Below are 19,819 nucleotides of genomic sequence, written 5' to 3'. Positions count from 1 at the left end.
TTTTAATAATTAAAGTTAATACTAAATCCTAAATTAACATGATCCGTTTTAAATCCGTCTGGTTTAGATAATGGCGTACCAATAAACGAATCATATTTTATTGTGGATGAAAATAACGAGCCTTTTATACCCACGACACCACCCGCAAGATGTTTACCTAATAATCGAGGATTATTCGCATTGATTTTTAGTTCACCGTAATCAGCACCAAAATAAAAAAATTGCTCTGATTTAGGGTATTGCCAACTTAATGTATTTTGTAAATACCAACCTTCATTAACGCTCAGTGTTCTTTCACCATCAAATCCACGAATAGTCCAACGATTTCCGATTGCAAACTGATCAATGGGCGTTAATGCATCGTGCGTCATTTGTTTACGATAACTTACTTGGTATTTAAATTGCTGCTGAGCAATAGACATTGGAATATCTAATTCAGCACGCCATGTTAAAATACCGGCTTTATCTGTTGCATAATAATTATCACGATATTGTTCTTCATACGCTGCGACTGAACCAAACCAGCGTGTTCCTTTTTGATAATTAATGCTGGCATCAAAGGTCGCAAAACTAAAATATTGGCGGTGAGATAAGTTAATTAACCAGTGACTAACCCTTCGCCGCTGAATTTCAATTTCAGTATTATCAACATAATTGCGTAAAACTTTAGCTTGGATAGCATAACGTAAGGTCGTTTTACTTTTCTGATTACGAAAAAGAGTGTATGACACACCCGCATTAATGCTCTCACTTTCACCTGAATAGAGAATATCTTTGATATGACCTGCAACTGTTTGGGAATAATCATATTTAGAAGCGTTAATATCAAATAGCCAATACCCAAAAGGCACAGAGTAATGCGCCATAATATTTTGATTATTTTTATTCCCAGCGAAGTCTAAATCACGTTCTGTTGATAAATAGAACAAATCACTCAGCGCTAAAGGATTATCTAGTGCTAACATTAAGCCACCTTGATAACGCCCTGTTGCAGGCGATCCGGCATCATTGATCCATAATGAAGTATGCCAGAAACGAGATTGTTTTCGTTTTATCACAATATCGCTTTCCCCTGCATTTTTCCCTGGTTTAATTTCCATTTCAGCACTCACAACCGGCAATCGCTGTAGGTTTTCTAGCCCTTGTTCAATATCTCGTAAATCGAGTAACTGTTTTTTATGCGCAGGCATACTGGTATACAACAAGGCGTATTTATCAGAGTCATCAGTAAATTTAACATTACGAATAATCCCCGGAACTATTGTTAAATATAATGTTCCACGACTAATATCTTGTTCAGGTACAACAATACGTGTGGTGATCCACCCATGCATTAATAGACGATTTTGCATTCGAGTGACGACGGTATTTATTCCTTTTATACCCAAACATTGCCCTATAAATTCTGTTTTAAAACGAGATAAATTAACCCAATGAGGAATAACTTCTGCATTGGTTATTTCAATATGTTCTATTTGGAAACAAAGCTTTTCTTCTGTTTTATGCTCTATTTTTTCATATTGGCTAATATCAAAATATATATTAGGTACTTCAGGTATTAATTGTTGATAAAGCGCTTCTTGTTGACTTTGATTATGTTGTTGTTGCTGATTAAATATTTCAGTCGTTTTCTCAGAAGTATCAGCTGAAGATATGGGAATATTAAATAGCGAAAAAAATAACCATGATTTTAAAAAGAGTATAATTTTTTTCATATTGTGCAATAAATAGGGTCTGTGATTTTAATCATATTTATTTATGATACATCTAATCTTTAACATTATTGATATTAAAATATATAAAGTAAATATCAAAAAATGAATAACAAATAAAACACCATAACTTTTAGAATATAAAGATTAAAAAAATCAACTTATGTTAAAAAATTAGTCTTATATAATCACAAAAATCACTTAAAAAGTTAATTAATGTTAAGCTTATTTAATTATAAAAATTAAAATAAATTTTATTTTAAATAAAATTGATCATTTATTTAGTTTAAATAATCTAATTTAAAATAGTTTGTAATTGAAATATTTATTCGATTTGAAATAAAATTTTAAGTTGAATTAATAGAGGGTAAAAATATATTTCATAAAAAAAATGGACCCTATGATCCACTTTTTTCTTTTTAAACCACTACCTTTATCCACGGACAAAAATATTCACATCCACTTTTCCGCGATATTCACCCGCTTTTGTACCATCTGGTTTGCAAAGAGCCCATTTAATACCAAATATATCAGGTTGGTTATTCCCCATATTGGTTCCTTTTAGCTCGATATCTGTATTATTGAACTTTAATAAATTGTTATTATTTTCATCAGCACATTTTAAATTCGGTGTTGAAATTTGCTTATAAGGCAATCCTATAACCCAAGGTTTTTTGTTAGATACAGTACCATTAATAGGTGCTAAGACTAATTTATTTACATTACTTGGATCTAAACTTCCCTCTTTAATCACCGCAGACATATTTACAGGGTTACCTGTACCACCACAGGATAATGTAAATACAGAATCTTTAATGACTTCATTCGTAAATGTCATATTTTCATTAATTTGTTGATTAGATACACCAGTAACAGCACAAGAACGTTTTACTGTTACATCTGCAATTACGTTAACTTGTGCAAAAAAGTCACCACTAGCACTACGACCAAAACTACCTACATAAAAAGGAGTACCTTTATACGTTAACTTACCTGGCGTTAAATTAGCATCAATATAAACAGGAAATAAACTTGGTGTTGTGACGCTAATAACTTTTGAACCACCACCAGGAACTGCTGTTGTTGCATAATTATATGGCACAAAACATACATTAATACTAGATGATTCTTTATCAACAAGATTACTGTTTACCTGAAAAAATTGTCCTGAATAAGCACTTTGATAATTAGAGCTAAAATTAGATAAACTGACATTGAAGTTAAATTGTGGTGTTACATATACTGCAGTCCCTGAATTATTGGCATGCGTTAACTTCAGACCATATTTATTAGTTTGCCCAGGAATTTTAGAAACAAATGTGGCATCACATCTCGTTTTTGATTGACTTAATGAAATAATCGCATATTTAGTATCCCAGGAAGAGTTATTGCTACTATCATAAACAGGACTCCCAGGAAAACTACTAGTTCCACCCAATGTACCATTTATATATTGAACTTGAGTGGGGCTAATGTTCATATCAATCACCCCAGTTAAGTTTAATGTCATAGCCCCCCTATCTGTTCCAGCTAAAACATTAAATGACGAAGTCATTAATACTGAAGTCAGTGATGCCATCATTAAATTACGTATTTTCATAGTTCTGCATCCACCTATAAAATAAGGATTATTTTTTATTGGCAAGAAAGAGATAAAATTCTTATTGGTTGCTTGCTATTGACTTCAATATTACTTAAGCCACTATATGAAACGTTGCAACTTTGCTGGATTTTATTACCCCATTTCACTAACAGCTTGCCATTATCAGGAAGTCCACTCATATAAAGCTGACCTTTTTCACCAACAATACCTGTATTCAAATCATTAGGATTATCAGCATCAATTAACGTAGCAATAGCACCAAATGGGACAACACTTTTATTCTGAGAAAGATTTAAAATAGCTTGGAAGCCAATCTTTGTTTTAAAGGCAACCTTAACAATAGCGCCTTTTGTCGGAACTACATTTTGAGATGTTGATTGTAGAGTCGTATTATCAGGCAATGTATTGACATTTAATGCAATTGTGTTTTGGCGGTATTCTGTAAGATATGGTGATAACGCATATCCTTGACCATTAATCGCACCATTTCCTGAACTTAGCTCAGTTCCTTTTGCTCCAGGCGCTTCAACAATAGCCATACTATTGCCCATACTTCTACCCAGCAACAAACCATCTGAATGTAAAAGTAAACCACCATTCATGCTGCCATTAACATTATAATAGTCACTTGAATAATTATAATTTAGAGAGGATGTACCGTAGTTACCTGAATAATTAGCATATGCTGAGCCATTATTAGGTTGGCCTTGGTTAGCCCAAGATTGAGAAATACCATAAGATAAGGAGTTATCAAATGCACTACCAGATAATCCAACTTGCTGATTAGTTCTTCCATTATTATCATGGTTTATCATGTAAGTGCTATTAAAATTGCTGAGCGCAGGCGAATTAATAAACACACTAAATGGAACACTCACATTAAAACTAATTTGCCTGTTCTCAGGCCAGCTGTCATCTGATTTTATTCTATCAATACTGTAATTAATGCCAAAGTTAATACCATGAATATTACCATTATAGCCTGTCGTAAGTTGAGTAACATTCTTATCTTGTTCCCAATAATTATAACGGCTACCAGATAAATAAATACTACCGTATTGACCTAATGATTGTGATAATGAAGTTGTAAAACGACTTTTTTCTCGTTCACCTAACCACGGTGAAGTACCATCTTTTAACCGATAATCTTCAGTATTAAATTGATTAAAATCGTAATAATCTTTAGTTGAAAAACGTAATGCCGTTAAGTCAACAGAGGTTCCTGTAGTAGTCATATTTTTAGAATAACGGAATCGATAAGATTGCCCATTTTGAGAGCCTATGGTATTAAAATCAGCATGAGCATGGGTGATATCTGTAGACAGAGCCCCCCAATTACCTAATGAAATTCCTATCCCAGAGGAAATAGCGTAATAATCTTTCGCCCCTAATAACCCACCATAAAGAGTGACATCATAAGGTAAACCATAAATACCGCTGGCAAGCAAAAAATCTGCCTTTTTAGAGCCAACCGTTGTGCCACCATCAAATCGCCCAGTACTAATTTCATATTTCCATCCCCCCGGTCTTAACATTACGGGTAATGATGAAAAAGCAACGGTAAATGTCCTTTCTGAACCATCTTCTTCTTTCACTGTGACATCCAAGTTCCCCCCTGAGCCACTCGCATAAAGATCCGTTATTTTAAAAGCGCCGGGTGCAACATAAGTTTGATAAATAACATTCCCATTTTGTCGGATAGTAATTTGGGCATTAGATTGAGCAATCCCACTCACATCTGGAGCAAAACCTTGTTGACTCGCTGGCAACATTTGTTCGTTAGAAACTAAACGCATACCTTTCATTGGAATACTATCAAAGACATCATTTCCGGTTGTAGTTTCACCAATAATAAATTCCGATCGTAAAGAATAAAGATTACGAGAAAGGTATGTATTAGAAAATTTATTACTATTATTACTTTGAGTCTCTGCATTATTTGAATTTCGGGTATACGTCTGTGTCATTGTAGAACGTAAACGCCAATCATAAAGATTAAACCCAGCTCTTAGTTGAGCAAAGAAATTATCATTTTTTTGTTTTCCATTATTATTCATTTTATCAGAATGACTATCGTTAGAAGAATGGCCTCCACTAAACATATAATTGATAAACATGGCAGTAACACCACTATCAAAAGAGGCTGGATCAATATAGCCAACGACATCATTAGACATAACAATTTGAGGAAAACTAGTGATTAGTTTTAATTCAGATAAATTTACTTTTATTAATGCATCAGGAATATATTCGTTAACATCATAAATCACCTGATCGCTTTTTAACGTATTTAATTTAGGTATTACTTTAGTATTAACACCTAATTTATCTAATAACCCACGGGTTATTTCAGGTACTACTTTATTATTAGGCCCTTTTACTAAATTAATGACGAACTCACCATTGTTATTATTATTGACATAAACTAACAAAGATATTTCACCTTCAGGTAACGCATCTTTTTGTGAAAATTGGCTTAAATCAATTTCATTTGCAGATGCACCTAATTGTCCATCAAGTAATGCGGGATCAAAATAATCCTCTGAAAAAGAATTAAATGAGAGCAAAATAAGTGATGTAAAAAAACTGTATCTAAACATTGCCATTGATTTATTCATTTTTACACTCTTAATATTTGGCTTTATAAAAACATATATCTTTATAAACTTATTAATTTACTGTTTTTATTTTTTCATCTAATGGGAACATAAATTCATCTAATACTTGCCAATGAATAGATGTAATATTTTCTTTATTTAAAAATAAGTATTCTTGCGTACCAAATGGGGGAACGTTTTTCGATAACTCTTGTAGCTCGATCTCTTTTCCATTTATCTTTATTGTGTTAAAAGCTAGATAAATAGGAGAGTCATTTTTAGCAATTATTTTATTACCATCAATTGAGAATGATAATTTCTTTTCTGCATCTTTTATTTTTATGCCTTCAAGAGACTTTGGTCGATAATATACTTTAAAGTTTAATGCCCTAATAAAGTTCATCTGTACATTTGGTGTTTCTTCAGATGTGGATGGTATTAATCGAAATTGAGAAATATAAACACTCTCTCTATCTGTTGACAATGCACTTTCTGAGCCAGTAAACTTAATTACCCACTCATAGTATTCTTCAGGTTCTATTTTTTGTAATAGCGGAGTTAAAATAAAAGGAGGATTCTCTTTTTTATCAATTAATTGTAACCCCGTAGATTCATCTAACCATCTCATACTAGCTTGAACAAGATACGCTTTTTTTTCATTATTTCTTAAACCGATAGAGATGCTTTTACTACCTTCATTATATGTCATTCTTTGTAATGAAAATTCAAATGCATTATTAGCAGACCATGCTAATTGGCAATAAAAAAAACCTAATATCAAAATAACAATAGAAAAAATACGACTATTCAAAATGTTCATTTCATTAGTCCTTATATTTGAATTCTTTTGATAACTCACCATAGTCGTTAATTATATGCCAACTAGCTTCTTTTATTGATAGTTCTACCAATTCAGTTTTACTATAAGGTGCCAACAAGAAAGTTTTATTATATTTTTCATTATTAACTTTAATTGATGTTAATGTCATATAATATGGAGTTGGGTTATCTAAAAACCACTTTCCTTCCTGTTCTTTAATAAAAACTTTTTTATAATCTTGTTCTAGAGGCCTAGCTATATTTTCAGGTCGATAAATTACTTTAATCACAAAATTAGTTATTAATACTAATTTTGATTCCTGTAATTCACTTTCATTAGGTCGTTTAGTAGATGGAATAATTTTTGTATTCAAATAAAAGAGTGACTCTTTATTGCTGGGTAAATCTTGAGTGTCTTTTAATAAGATACGTAAAGATGATACACTCTTGCTTTCTAAGCGAAATACAGGAGGAGTAACGATAAAATTAGATGACAAATTCCCATCAATTTTTTCAGTAACGCCAGCTTGTATTAAATAAGGTTGATTATCATCATTTGAAATATATACACTTTCACTTGAACTACTTTCAGAAAAAATAACCCGTGTTTTGCCTAAACTAACCCCTTGAGCGTTAGCATTAAAATAGCTAAAAGCTAATATTAAAATAACAGAGATTTTTATAATAAAATTATTCATATAATATCTTAATCAACGATATACGAAAAAGTTAATGTTGCCGAAAACTCTCCAGATTCGGGATCACAAATTGTGGGATCTTTGCATTTGACATAGGTATAAAGTGTTTTTTCTAGTTTATCTTTACTTATGTTATCCCAAACAGTATCTTCAGATTTAAAAAAATCCGTATTAGTATTAGATTGAGCAACATTATTTTTACTTGATACTCTAATACCAAAGCTTTTATTGAGATCATCATTAAAAGTAATCGTATTCAAAGTACTTTTTGCCTTCATCGTTACATAAGTATCAAAAAAATCATTCGTTTTACAGTCACTCAGTAATACCTTTATCGGAATAGGTTCTATAAGATTATTTTTAATTTTATTCGATTGAATACTACCAAAATCAACTTCATTACTACTTGTTCCTGAAACTGAGAGCTTACAGGTCTGTTTATCAATGGTCACTTTAAAGTCAAATTCAATACTTTGAGCACTAAAACTAATAAATAGTGCTGGTGTAATAAATAAACTTAACAAACTCCTTTTCAATAGAAATATATTCATATTTACTTTCTCAAGGTTGTATAAGTGTTAATGCTAATATTGCTTTTAGCGTACCGGGATTAACCGCTGAACTGTCTTTCTTAACGAGCTCGACTTCAAAGTCTTTATTTTTATTACCATTTCCTGTTGTAATATAAACAGAACTTGTTCCAGCATTAAAATTAACCAAAGAACAATGATCATCTTTACAATCGTATAGAGCAAAACTCGCATTAGTTGGATTATTCACCGGTGATATTTTATTATTTGCAATTTGTGTTCCTGAGCCTGCTTTTATAACAACTTCCATATCAGGTGTTTCATCAACATAATCCTGGCAAAGATAATTAACTGAAAAAGGTATTTTGTTTTCCTTTTTTACACCGATTTCATCAACATTTTGCATTAATATTGATTGAGAAAACTTCACCGCTTGGTCTGATAAAGTAAAAGCACACGTTCCTTTTGTTACTGAACCTTTTACTATTACAACCGCAGAATCATCAACAGCGCTATATCCATAAAAAGAGATACAAGTTAATAATGCACCCAATACAATTGGTTTAAAATGTGGCTTTATGTTCATTAAATCCACCTAAATCATCTATTGTACGCCATTGAACATTTCCTTTAGTTACACCTGTAGGTAAGGTATATTTTATCGAACTATAAGGCGCGATCATGGCATTGTTATTGGCCAAACTAACATCTAGCTTTATATTGTTGACAGAAAACCCAGCAAAGTTGACATAATAAGGGGAATTATTAACTACCTTTAATTGTTTTCCTTCCACACTAAATCCTAATTTCTTTTGCGCATCCTCTGATGTCATCGGTAAATTTTTAGGTCGGTAGAAAAGTTTTATAACATTATCAAATCCCACACTTAGGCCCGCTGTGTCAGAATTATTGCTTTGTCCAGGGATCATCTTTGCATGAAAATAAAAAATACTTTCTCTATCTTTCGGTAAAGAATTACTCATGGCATAAATTTTCACTTCATGCCTTGATAAACTATTAATTCTAAAAAGAGGTGGAGTGACTTGAAATACAATTGGGTTTTCATCAGAGGAAATATAGGCTTGTACCAAATAATTCATTTTTGGTTCTTCATTACGAATGATAACACCTACACTATTCTCACCTTCAGGATAAATAATACGTGTAGCGTTTAAACCCACACCTTTAGAATAAGCAAGTGGAGATATAATCATTAGTAAAATAACAAAAAATTTTCTTATTCTATTTGTAATTTTAATCATTATGTTTCTTCTTTAATGAGAGGCTCTATTAGATAGAGCCTCTAAAAATTAAGTAATATTAGTTATAAGCAACAGTAAAAGTAACAGGTACTTTTAATTCATCACTTGTTACTGCACCGTTTGTTAAATACAGACCAGCAGTCATCGGAATACGACCAGTACCATCTTTAATGATCTCTTGTCCTAATTTCAGACCTGTTTCAACATTTGGTTTAACTAAAGTATTACTTGCTGTTGCTAGCAATTTTACAGCTAAAGAAGCGGCTGTTGCGTTAGCAAACATTTCAGAATCAAAGTTTGATTTATTACCACGAGCATAGAGATTGATTGTTCCATCAGCTGCTAGTGCTGCTGTACAATTAGAAAGCTCTAAATTAAACGTCTTGTTATCTCCTAATTGATCACCGACGTTTTTGCCAGAAACTTCATCACTAGTGAAGGTTCCCCAATCAATTCTAGAACCTTCTGTTGTTGAAGAAACATCACAACTTGCGGCACGAATTAATGCTTCGAATGACACAGTTGTACCCTGTGTTGCAGCAAAAGCATTACCTGCAACCATAAATCCAGACAACACGATAAACGGAGCAACTTTCTTAATTAAAGACATATTGTTACCTTTCGTTTTTTAAATAAATCGTCTATTGGAATTAGTATTATTCCCTTAATTACCTCAATTAGATGTGAACTAAGAAAATATATTTTCTAATTCTTATTAAAGCGTAGCACAACAATCAAAGCTTACTTATATAACACGCTTAAATTGCATAAGGATAATTATTTAAAATTCTTTATTTATAAAATATTTTCTTTATTTTCAGAATATTCGACTAATCTTTAATTGAGCATCGATATAACACTTAAAAAATAAAAAAGTATATTTCCAATATATATACTTTGTTTTTCATATATATAGATATGTTTATGCTAATATAAATAATAATTTAATTTAATCTAAATAGGTAAATATAACTAAATATAAATACTTAAGAATAAACTTAGATCCCACATAAAATTATTTTTATTTTTTTATTTAAATGAGTAAATATTCTTAACTTTATTGTATTAAAATTAATCAATTGGTTATTTATTATCCTGTTCGACTCTAATACTATTTATTCCATGCAAAAAAAATGGCCTCATTACTGAGGCCATTTTATTTATCATAATGACAATTCTTAGAATATTACTTCTCTGGCATCTGTGGCATTGGACGACGGAAACGACGCGTGATCCACACCATATAAAGTATACCAATAGCGCCCCAAACAAGGCCTAATTCCATAGAACCTGGCTCAAGGTTTATCCACAAGACCCCCATTGTCGCTGCACCAATAATAGGTAATATCAGGTAATTAATGTGGTCCATTATTCCTTTATTACGGCGCTCACGAATATAGAACTGTGAAATTACAGACAAGTTCACGAAAGTAAACGCAACCAACGCACCAAAGTTAATTAATGCCGTTGCAGTGACTAAATCGAAGAACACTGCACCTAAGGCTAAGAAACCCACTAATAGCACGTTAAATGCTGGGGTACGCCATTTAGGGTGTACATAACCAAAAGTCTTCTCTGGGAATACCCCATCACGTCCCATAACATAAAGTAAACGAGCAACACCTGCATGAGCCGCCATACCTGATGCTAATACTGTTACGCAAGAGAACACTAATATAATGGACTGGAATAAAGCTCCCGCAACATACAGCATTATTTCTGGTTGTGATTCTTCTGGATTTTTGAATCGTGAAATATCAGGGAAATACAGTTGTAAAAAGTAAGAAACCGCAATAAAGATAATCCCGCCAATCAGCGCTGTTAAGAAAATCGCTTTAGGGATAACTTTACCTGCATTTGGTGTCTCTTCTGATAATGTACTGATACCGTCAAAACCTAAGAATGAGAAACAGAGTATTGTTGCTCCAGTTATCATCGGTATAACTTCTGCATCAACAGACGCAAATGGTCTAAAGGTCCATAACTCCCCTGCACCTTCTCCGTTATATACACCGTGGATAAGTAACCCTACAAACACAACCATTACTGCAACTTGCACAATAACAATTGCTGTATTCAAGTTAGCAACAACGTTAATACCACGTAGGTTAAAGAACGTCATTAAAGCCACTAAACCAAATACAAAGATCCACGGTTCAACACCCGGGAATATTGCTTGTAAATAGATTTTCGCCAATAAAATGTTGATCATTGGCATAAATAAATAGTCGAGTAAAGAAGACCAACCTACCATAAAGCCCACATATGGACTCATGGATTTTTGAGCATAAGTATACGCCGAGCCGGCTGATGGAAAACGCTTAACTAATTTTCCATAACTTACTGCGGTAAATAAAATTGCAACTAAAGCAATTGCATACGATGTTGCTACGTGACCATTGGTAATGCCAGAAACGATACCAAATGTATCGAAAATAGTCATAGGCTGTAAAAAAGCAAGCCCCATCATGACTACCTGCATCAGTGTCAAGGTTTTACGTAGTTGAACTCGATTGTTAGCACCAGTTTGGTTAGTGCCGATAGAGGAGATGACGTTATCTGACATTCGCGAACCCTCCCATAACTTCGGTTTGAGTATTCAATAAACTCAACCGACAGTTACTGGGAAGACTTCGCATCTGCCTATAAACAGAATAGAATGAAGTTTTTAAGGATGTGTATGTGTTTAGGAGACGCCGTGCTCCGTAGTCATCATTACCGCAGGTGCCGTTTGGCCCGACTGCGAAAGAGAATAATTGTACCATATTAGCATTCCTCTATCATGACAACCCTTTCTCTAAGGGGCTGGCTGCTAATCAAATTATGTTATCTATTCAGACTCAAATGAATCTGACCTCTTGGTGTAGTAATAAATAAAAATGCAAAAAAAAACCGATGCACTTTAAACGCATCAGTCATATTTTTAGTGGGCGCATTTTGCACGTCTCAGACTTAAATAGCAATACATTTTCATCAAAAAGCCCTCTTTTTTTACGATCTTTTCAATTCGCAAACTAAGTCAACATATAACGCCACATTTAATTAACAATGTTCGTGCTTTTATCACAAATATTGAAATGCAAACATTTAAAAAAATAGCATAACAATAAAAAAAACACACATACAACCAATTGATAAATAAGACTAAGAGCGAATTTAAATTTACCATCAATATCAAATCATCAAAATAAAGCATTTAAAATACATTAATAAGACTAATGATATGGTTTTGTTAAAATCCATTGCCATTTTTCAAATAAAACATTTTTTAATAAAAAACATCTATTTTTTATAGGGTTATTTCGCACAATAAAAATGTAAGTAAACAAATTAAGGACAAACGATAAATAATACGTAGAAATAACAATCTGGTAATCAGAATAAAGCGATCGATAAGATAATTTATTGAGCTAAATATAGACCTCAACATTTAAACTTTCCAGTATTAATTCTGAGCAAATAAAAGAAAATAAGAGATAAAAAAAGACTCCACAAGTGGAGTCTTAATGACACAAACTGAGGGGTAATTAATTAGAAGTTATAGTTCAGACCAATATTGTAACGACGACCTTCTAATGTAGTATTAAAATGTTCTTGGTCAATACGACGATCTAACACATTGTAAACACCACCAATCACATTTAATTGCTTGGTTAAGCTATAGCTGGTACCAATATCAACAAATGCATAAGAAGGCGTACCATGTGACATAGAGGTGCGTGATAAGTAATCAGAGGTTTTACCACGGAAGTTAATACGCGCCCATGTTTCCATTTCTGGCGTTGTTTCCCAGTTTAAAGTTGCATTAGCCATATGACGTGGCTGTTTATTTAATGGCTTACCTTTGAAATCACCACTTTTTTGTTCAGTATCTGTAAAAGTATAGTTAGCCGCTAAATTCCACTCTGGTGATATTGTCCAGTTAAAGGTGGCTTCAATACCACGCATATTAGCTTTATCTACGTTCGTTCTATCGCTTACAAAGTCATAAGGGCCACCACTATTTCCGACACCATCTGCTAATGTACAATCACGTAGATCCGTCATTTTAGAGCCGTCTTTATTGGTACGGCTATCACAACGACGCTCTTCCATGATCTTATCTTTAAAGTCGGTATTGAACAGACCAAAACTTGCTGTCAGGTTTTCACGGTTATCCCAAATAATCGAGATTTCTTCGGTAACTGATTTTTCAGGTTTTAAGCTTGGATTACCATAAATAACCGCATCATAGTTACCACCACCCGTACCTTGTCCCCATGATGCTGTTGCTTGACGTAAATCAGGTGAACGATAACCGGTAGATACCCCACCTTTTAATGTCCACTCGTCAGCAAGATGCCAGACTCCGTAAACACGAGGTGTCCAGTGTGTACCAAAGTTTTCATCTTTATCCATACGCAAACCGCCCGTTAAAGCGAAATCATTGGTCATCGCCCATTCATCTTCAGCAAATAGTGCCCAACTATAACGGTCTAATTTATTGCTACCTTTAAGTTTATTCCCTTCATCTTTTAATTCTTCATAACGATACTGGGCACCAACACTTAAGGTATGATCACCGAACATTAAAACTGTCTGATTACGTACTGTTGTGTCGTCATAATCCATTTTACGGGATGGATTACGGCTTTCATCACGCTGAACATAAGTATTCATCGTACCAAAGTCATAAACACCATCATGAGTAAGTGCATAATGTGTCAGTTCATAGTCAGTAAAACTACTTTCAGGGGCTTTTCCTCGACTAGGTGCTCCTGATTTAGAATGCCACACGCGAGAGTCACGATGTTGATTATCTTTTTTAAATTCAAAATCAATCGTGTTCTGCTCATCAGGCGTCCAACTTAAAGTACCACCACCTGTTGCTGTGATCTGACGGTTATAGCCATTCACAATTTTGTCTTCGCTACGATGTGAATATTGACCTTGAATTTTCAAGCCCAACACATTATCAATTAATGGACCACCCGCATAAAAACTGCCTTGATTAGTGTTACCTGAATCTTTACGCTCTGTGATAGTGCTGTCTGCACGTAAACTAAAGTTCCACTCTTTTTGCGCTTTGCGGGTAATAATATTGATAACCCCACCCATTGCATCAGAGCCATATAAAGAAGACATTGGGCCACGTACAACTTCAATGCGTTCAATGGCAGGTAAAGGCGGTAACCAGCCTTGTTCAATACCCGAGTTATCACTATTAGGACGCGTCTCACGCGATGCAACACGCTTACCATCAACCAAGATCATGGTATATTTTGCATCCATACCACGAATACTAATATCAGAACTACTTCCACCACCTGTTACTAATACGCCAGGAACGTCTTTTAGCGCATCAGTCACGTCACGATAAGACTTAGTTTCTAATTGTTCACGTGTAACAACAGAAACTGACGCAGGCGCATCTTCAACCGTTTGTTTAAACCCAGAAGCAGTTGTAACAAGTAGTTTTTCTACATTTTCAGCTGTTGCAGTCATTACAAAACTTGATGCAATAGCAGCAACAACGCCAAGCGCGATTTTATTTTTATTTAACACTACCATTCCCGATTCTCCAAGAATATATATTCTTTACATTTTATATAGATGGACAGATCGACAATTGCTCAGAAATTAAGGTAACAAATAAAATTTAGTTACCCTTAGTTATTTTAATATTATTTTTATATCCCTATTTACTGCATCCCTATATTTACTTTTTTCTTTTTTACTTCTCTATAATTTATCCACTAAACCATCAATAATAATTTGAGGTATTCCTTGTGAACAATATTCCAATCGACCTTGAACGCCATAAACATCAGCAAGGCTTTGTGCTGTAATAACTTTATCTGGTGCACCTTGCGCAATTAATTGCCCTTGCTTTAACATTAATATATGTTCACCATGTCGTAAGGCTATATTAATATCGTGGACAACAACGACAGTAATAATATTTCTACGGTGTGTTTCTTTAGCAACTAAATCCATTACATGATATTGGTAATTAAGATCTAATGCGCTTAATGGCTCGTCCAATAATAATAAAGAGGGTTGTCTAATCAATGATTGTGCAAGCCCAACTAATTGTTTTTGACCACCTGACAATTCATCTAAATAACGTAACGCTAAATGCTCAATACCTAATTGACGTAATAAATGCATTACCTGAGCTTCACTATGTTCATTATGTAATCCACCAGAAGCACGCTGCGCCACAATAATGGATTCTAAAACATGTAAATGAACACCTGCTGGTAATGTTTGTGGCAAATAGACGACATTTTGGGCACGTTGTGCAAAATTCATCGACGCCAGATCGTTTCCATCTAAACTGATAACACCTGATGATTTATTTAATCCAGCCAATGCTCTTAATAATGTTGATTTTCCACTCCCATTTGGCCCCAATAGTACGGTGACCTTTCCTTTAGGTAATGGCTCAATATCAAGTGCCTTAATGATGAGATGTTTAGCATAACCAGCGCTAAAATCTTGAATTTTTAATCCTTCAATCATTAGATATTCCCTCTATGACGTAAAATCATGCTGAGGAAAAATGGCACACCCACCAGCGATGTCACAATACCAACAGGAATAATAACACCAGGTATTAAATTTTTAGATGCAATCGACGCCAATGATAAAACTAAAGCACCGATTAATGCGCTTGCTGGTAAATAGAAACGATGATCTTCACCAAACATCATACGGGCAATATGAGGTGCAACTAACCCAATAAAAGCAATTGGTCCAACAAAAGCAACCGCCAGTGCCGTTAAAATACTGATCCGCAGTAATGAGCCTAATCTTAAGCGTTTTACATTAATACCAAAGCTAATCGCCCTGTCTTCACCTAATCGTAATGCGGTTAGTTTCCATGAACTTAGCCATGAAATCACTATAATGACAGCGAAAGCCCCAGCCATAACCCCAAGTTTTATCCATGTTGCACGCGCTAAACTTCCCATAGTCCAGAAAACAAGTCCTTGAAGAGTATCTTCTGTCGCAATAAATTGCATCATTGAAACCAATGCGTTGAAAGTAAACACCATGGCAATACCAAAAAGCACAACACCTGATGTCGGAACACGAGTCCAACGTGTAATTCCATCCAATAACAAGGCTGATAACAATGCAAAAAGAAATGCATTGGCTGAAATAAACCATTGATCAGGAATGCCAGGAATACCAATACCGAGCACAATGGCTAATGCCGCACCAAATGATGCCGCATTTGATAAACCTAATGTAAATGGGCTTGCTAAAGGGTTATTTAAAATGGTCTGCATTTCTGCACCTGCTAACCCTAGCGACATACCTACCACCACTGCCATTAAGGCATAAGGTAAGCGAATATCCCATACAATTACTCTTGAACCTGCATCAACAAGCTCAGGCTGAAAAAGTGTTGTTAATAATTTATCCAGTGATAAACCTGAAGGTCCCATGGTGAAATCTAACACCACCGAACCACAAATAATTAAAACAATTACGCCTAACCATAACATGCGTTTATTCATCATTTTTCGATAATGTACCTTTACATTATCTGATGTACTTTTTGCTTGTTCTTCTGTGGTAAGTCGCTCTGGCATAATGCTCATATCAATTGTTGTACCTAGTCTTTTTTTACGTTCTTCTGCTTTTTACCTGCGTTTTACGTTGGAAAAAGCATACCGTACAACTCATCAAATGCTTTTTATTGCATGGAGCAAATTATCAATCAGGGACTATTTATCTAACAAAGAAATGAGTCGCCAAATCATTATACGGTGAAACATATTCGTTATGTAATTTATTATACTATGCTGAGTGACAGGTCTGCTATAATGAGCAATAGAAGGACTAACAATGATCAGACTTATTACATTAAGCATATTATTTACAATCAATAGCGCCGCTATTTTATTTATCAGCCAATAAATCACGCGATAACAATAAAGCAAATAATAATAATTATCAATGCGATTGCCAATATAATTGAGGATTTTGTATATTTTCTATAATGGTTAGATTGAAAAATAAAAAAACGCCTGTTTTAATGTGAACTAAATCACAAAACAGGCGTTTTAATATATTGAATTATCGGTTATTTTTTATTCGCAATATGTGTTGGAAATTCCATTTCGTTATAACGAATAAAACGGGTTTTCTTCACAATTTTATAAGTAAACCAGATTAACAAGAATAATGGGATACCAATATACGTTGCAATAGCACCATACCAATCAATTGTATCTTCCAAAAATGCTTGGTAATTTTGACCTAATGTAATAATTAAACACAGTACAAAGGCAAAAATTGGACCAATTGGGAAGAAACCCGAGCGATAAGGTAAATCATTTAAATCACGCCCTTGTGCTACATAACCTTTACGGAAACGATAATGACTAATTGCAATGCCTAACCATGCAATAAATCCTGTCATCCCTGAGGTGTTTAATAACCACAAGTAGACAGTTTGGTTTCCATACATTGAGCTTAAGAAACACAGACCTGCAACAACGGTTGTTGCATAAAGTGCGTTACGTGGCACACCATTTTTAGACAATTTACCAAAGCATTTTGGCGCTTTGCCTTCTCTTGCTAGTGTAAATAGCATCCGAGTTGAGGCATACATACCTGAGTTACCCGCAGAAAGAACCGCCGTTAAAATTACGGCATTCATAATTGCAGCAGCAGACAATAATCCTGCATTTTTAAAGACTAACGTGAATGGGCTAACGCTGATATCGCCAACATCATTACGTAATAAACTTGGATCAGTATAAGGAATAATTAAGCTAATGATTAAAATAGCAAAGATATAAAACAGCAAAATACGCCAAAAAACTTTACGCACAGCCTTTGGAATGTTTTTAGCTGGATCTTTAGATTCTCCCGCCGCGATACCAATTAACTCTGTACCTTGGAATGAGAAACCAACAATCATAGCGACACCAATCATGGCCGCAAATCCACCCGCAAAAGGTGCATCACCAATTTCCCAGTTATGCCAACCTGCGTTTTCAGCTCCTTTCATAATGCCAGTGATCATCGCAATACCTACAATAATAAAGATAATCACGGTGGAAACTTTGATCAAAGAGAACCAATATTCAGCCTCACCAAATCCTTTTACAGAGATATAGTTAAGCAAGAATATAACGCCAAGGAATAGAGCACTCCAGATCCAACCATCAACATCAGGGAACCAATAGAGCATGACTAATTGTGCAGCAACAAGGTCAACTGCAATGGTAACTGCCCAGTTGTACCAATAGTTCCAACCTAATGCGAAACCAAAGCCTTCTTCTACATACTTAGAACCGTAAGTTGAGAAAGAGCCGGATACGGGCATAAATGCGGCTAACTCACCAAGGCTTGTCATTAGAAAATAGACCATCAGCCCAATTAAAGCATAAGAGAGTAATGCCCCACCAGGCCCTGCTTGAGCAACCGTAGCCCCTGATGCGACAAAAAGTCCTGTACCAATTGAACCACCAATAGCGATCATCGCTAAATGCCGCGCCTTTAATTCTCGGCGCAAAGTCTGCTGTACTGCGCCCGACTTAGCAGTACTTTTTTGTTGTTCTGACATAACATTCCACTTTTATATTCACTTTTCTGACGAGGATTGTAGCAAATCTGTCGTTCGTGAATAGCAAGGATCCATGATTATAAGATACCTTCATAATCGGGCGTCAATTATTAGCAATTTATGAAAAATTGCTGATTAAGTGTTCAGCATTACAATATGTCAGCAGTTTTTTCAGTGCATCAGAGACATGTTTTTGGCGGTGATACACCAGATATAGGGTACGTTGTAATGCCAACCCTTCTACTTTTATCTCTTTTAATGAACCGTTATTAATCTGTTCCTCAATAACTCGACGAGATAAACAACTGATACCCATTTCATACATAACTGCGTGTTTTATCGCTTCTGAATTACCTAACTCCATTTCAATGCGATAGCCTGGCAAAGAAGCAAAAAGAAGATGATTAAGAACATCTCGAGTTCCTGAACCATTTTCTCGTAAGATCCAAGGTGCTGATTGTAAATCAGCTAAAGTCACTTTTGTTGCTTTAGCTAAGGGATGATCTGGTGAGCAAAAAATGACCATTTCATCTAGAAGCCATTTTTGGCTAATTAACTCAGAACTTTGACAAGCACCTTCAATTAATCCTAAATCAACCCGGAACTCACTCACGAGCTTAACGACTTCTTCTGTATTACCAATGCTCATTTCTAATGGAATATCTGGGTAATTACGATGAAAATTACCCAGCATTTTTGGAAGAATGTAATTACCTATTGTGGTACTAGCAGCAATACGTAAAGCTCCATTTCCAGCCTGAAATAGTTGTTCAATTTCGATTGCACGTTCAAGTAAAGATAATGCTCTGGGATAAAGTAATCGACCATGTTCATTCGTAACAAGACGTTTTCCCACCCTATCAAAAAGCTGTACTCCTAATTGGCTTTCTAGATCAGTTAAAGAAGCACTGACAGCAGATTGAGATAGAGCAAGCTGTTGTGATGCTTGCGTTGTAGAACCACTTTTAAGAACTTCAGTAAAGACTTCCAGTTGCCGCAACGTAATTCGCATGTCCATTCCACCTTTGAG

The 19,819-nt window shown here is 34.5% G+C and carries 16 protein-coding genes; all 16 read right to left on the bottom strand.

The genetic code is table 11. The features are described 5' to 3' along the window. Nucleotides 1-2 precede the first annotated feature (2 nt). The 16 genes from GTH24_RS07045 to yieE all read right to left on the bottom strand — a co-directional run bounded on the left by GTH24_RS07045 (nt 3) and on the right by yieE (nt 19,801). Nucleotides 3-1,715 (bottom strand): ShlB/FhaC/HecB family hemolysin secretion/activation protein, encoded by a 1,713-nt coding sequence (locus GTH24_RS07045; protein WP_164526145.1) that lies wholly within the window; start codon nt 1,713-1,715, stop codon nt 3-5. Nucleotides 1,716-2,145: 430 nt separating this feature from the next. Beyond that, on the bottom strand, nt 2,146-3,312 hold the full coding sequence (locus GTH24_RS07040) for a hypothetical protein (protein WP_164526144.1): 1,167 nt from the start codon (nt 3,310-3,312) through the stop codon (nt 2,146-2,148). Between the two features lie 35 nt (nt 3,313-3,347). Next, nucleotides 3,348-5,933: a fimbria/pilus outer membrane usher protein gene (locus GTH24_RS07035; protein ID WP_241254045.1), complete on the bottom strand. Its 2,586-nt coding sequence runs from the start codon at nt 5,931-5,933 to the stop codon at nt 3,348-3,350. Nucleotides 5,934-5,985: 52 nt separating this feature from the next. Then, complete coding sequence (locus tag GTH24_RS07030) at nt 5,986-6,732, bottom strand: fimbrial biogenesis chaperone (protein ID WP_164526143.1); 747 nt, start codon at nt 6,730-6,732, stop codon at nt 5,986-5,988. A 4-nt stretch (nt 6,733-6,736) separates the two neighbouring features. Beyond that, a complete protein-coding gene (locus tag GTH24_RS07025) occupies nt 6,737-7,429 on the bottom strand; it encodes a fimbrial biogenesis chaperone (protein WP_082151819.1) in 693 nt (230 codons plus the stop codon). 8 nt (nt 7,430-7,437) lie between these two features. Next, nucleotides 7,438-7,980, bottom strand: a complete 543-nt coding sequence (locus tag GTH24_RS07020; protein WP_072069923.1) for a fimbrial protein — start codon at nt 7,978-7,980, stop codon at nt 7,438-7,440. A gap of 10 nt (nt 7,981-7,990) precedes the next feature. After that, nucleotides 7,991-8,545, bottom strand: a complete 555-nt coding sequence (locus GTH24_RS07015; RefSeq protein ID WP_072069924.1) for a fimbrial protein — start codon at nt 8,543-8,545, stop codon at nt 7,991-7,993. Further along, nucleotides 8,523-9,221 carry a fimbrial biogenesis chaperone gene (locus GTH24_RS07010; protein ID WP_072069925.1) on the bottom strand — a complete coding sequence of 233 codons (699 nt, stop codon included), beginning with the start codon at nt 9,219-9,221 and terminating at the stop codon, nt 8,523-8,525. Before GTH24_RS07010 ends, GTH24_RS07015 begins: the two co-directional genes overlap by 23 nt. Before the next feature lie 58 nt (nt 9,222-9,279). Further along, nucleotides 9,280-9,831 carry a fimbrial protein gene (locus tag GTH24_RS07005; RefSeq protein ID WP_072069926.1) on the bottom strand — a complete coding sequence of 184 codons (552 nt, stop codon included), beginning with the start codon at nt 9,829-9,831 and terminating at the stop codon, nt 9,280-9,282. A 576-nt stretch (nt 9,832-10,407) separates the two neighbouring features. Continuing rightward, nucleotides 10,408-11,787 (bottom strand): APC family permease, encoded by a 1,380-nt coding sequence (locus GTH24_RS07000; RefSeq protein WP_072069927.1) that lies wholly within the window; start codon nt 11,785-11,787, stop codon nt 10,408-10,410. Beyond that, on the bottom strand, nt 11,777-11,986 hold the full coding sequence (locus tag GTH24_RS22440) for a hypothetical protein (protein WP_071788546.1): 210 nt from the start codon (nt 11,984-11,986) through the stop codon (nt 11,777-11,779). Before GTH24_RS22440 ends, GTH24_RS07000 begins: the two co-directional genes overlap by 11 nt. Before the next feature lie 766 nt (nt 11,987-12,752). Next, a complete protein-coding gene (locus GTH24_RS06990; RefSeq protein ID WP_072069928.1) occupies nt 12,753-14,771 on the bottom strand; it encodes a ligand-gated channel protein in 2,019 nt (672 codons plus the stop codon). 171 nt (nt 14,772-14,942) lie between these two features. Continuing rightward, on the bottom strand, nt 14,943-15,725 hold the full coding sequence (locus GTH24_RS06985; RefSeq protein WP_164526142.1) for an ABC transporter ATP-binding protein: 783 nt from the start codon (nt 15,723-15,725) through the stop codon (nt 14,943-14,945). After that, nucleotides 15,725-16,732: a FecCD family ABC transporter permease gene (locus tag GTH24_RS06980; protein ID WP_431311722.1), complete on the bottom strand. Its 1,008-nt coding sequence runs from the start codon at nt 16,730-16,732 to the stop codon at nt 15,725-15,727. Before GTH24_RS06980 ends, GTH24_RS06985 begins: the two co-directional genes overlap by 1 nt. 566 nt (nt 16,733-17,298) lie before the next feature. Continuing rightward, a complete protein-coding gene (locus GTH24_RS06975; protein ID WP_115351018.1) occupies nt 17,299-18,789 on the bottom strand; it encodes an amino acid permease in 1,491 nt (496 codons plus the stop codon). Nucleotides 18,790-18,907: 118 nt separating this feature from the next. After that, nucleotides 18,908-19,801 (bottom strand): DNA-binding transcriptional regulator YeiE, encoded by an 894-nt coding sequence (gene yieE, locus GTH24_RS06970; RefSeq protein ID WP_072069932.1) that lies wholly within the window; start codon nt 19,799-19,801, stop codon nt 18,908-18,910. Between the last annotated feature and the right edge of the window lie 18 nt (nt 19,802-19,819).

Source organism: Proteus vulgaris (assembly GCF_011045815.1).
In the GTDB taxonomy this organism is placed as follows: domain Bacteria; phylum Pseudomonadota; class Gammaproteobacteria; order Enterobacterales; family Enterobacteriaceae; genus Proteus; species Proteus vulgaris_B.
This window is presented reverse-complemented; position numbering and strand designations above follow the sequence as displayed.

What these genes read in the sequence shown, in the direction of transcription:
- GTH24_RS07010 (WP_072069925.1), bottom strand. Translation starts at nt 9,221, where the DNA reads ATGATTAAAATTACAAATAGAATAAGAAAATTTTTTGTTATTTTACTA.
- yieE (WP_072069932.1), bottom strand. Translation starts at nt 19,801, where the DNA reads ATGCGAATTACGTTGCGGCAACTGGAAGTCTTTACTGAAGTTCTTAAA.
- GTH24_RS06975 (WP_115351018.1), bottom strand. Translation starts at nt 18,789, where the DNA reads ATGTCAGAACAACAAAAAAGTACTGCTAAGTCGGGCGCAGTACAGCAG.
- GTH24_RS07005 (WP_072069926.1), bottom strand. Translation starts at nt 9,831, where the DNA reads ATGTCTTTAATTAAGAAAGTTGCTCCGTTTATCGTGTTGTCTGGATTT.
- GTH24_RS07025 (WP_082151819.1), bottom strand. Translation starts at nt 7,429, where the DNA reads ATGAATAATTTTATTATAAAAATCTCTGTTATTTTAATATTAGCTTTT.
- GTH24_RS06985 (WP_164526142.1), bottom strand. Translation starts at nt 15,725, where the DNA reads ATGATTGAAGGATTAAAAATTCAAGATTTTAGCGCTGGTTATGCTAAA.
- GTH24_RS06990 (WP_072069928.1), bottom strand. Translation starts at nt 14,771, where the DNA reads ATGGTAGTGTTAAATAAAAATAAAATCGCGCTTGGCGTTGTTGCTGCT.
- GTH24_RS07000 (WP_072069927.1), bottom strand. Translation starts at nt 11,787, where the DNA reads ATGTCAGATAACGTCATCTCCTCTATCGGCACTAACCAAACTGGTGCT.
- GTH24_RS07020 (WP_072069923.1), bottom strand. Translation starts at nt 7,980, where the DNA reads ATGAATATATTTCTATTGAAAAGGAGTTTGTTAAGTTTATTTATTACA.
- GTH24_RS07035 (WP_241254045.1), bottom strand. Translation starts at nt 5,933, where the DNA reads ATGAATAAATCAATGGCAATGTTTAGATACAGTTTTTTTACATCACTT.
- GTH24_RS07040 (WP_164526144.1), bottom strand. Translation starts at nt 3,312, where the DNA reads ATGAAAATACGTAATTTAATGATGGCATCACTGACTTCAGTATTAATG.
- GTH24_RS22440 (WP_071788546.1), bottom strand. Translation starts at nt 11,986, where the DNA reads ATGGTACAATTATTCTCTTTCGCAGTCGGGCCAAACGGCACCTGCGGT.
- GTH24_RS07045 (WP_164526145.1), bottom strand. Translation starts at nt 1,715, where the DNA reads ATGAAAAAAATTATACTCTTTTTAAAATCATGGTTATTTTTTTCGCTA.
- GTH24_RS07015 (WP_072069924.1), bottom strand. Translation starts at nt 8,545, where the DNA reads ATGAACATAAAGCCACATTTTAAACCAATTGTATTGGGTGCATTATTA.
- GTH24_RS07030 (WP_164526143.1), bottom strand. Translation starts at nt 6,732, where the DNA reads ATGAACATTTTGAATAGTCGTATTTTTTCTATTGTTATTTTGATATTA.
- GTH24_RS06980 (WP_431311722.1), bottom strand. Translation starts at nt 16,732, where the DNA reads ATGATGAATAAACGCATGTTATGGTTAGGCGTAATTGTTTTAATTATT.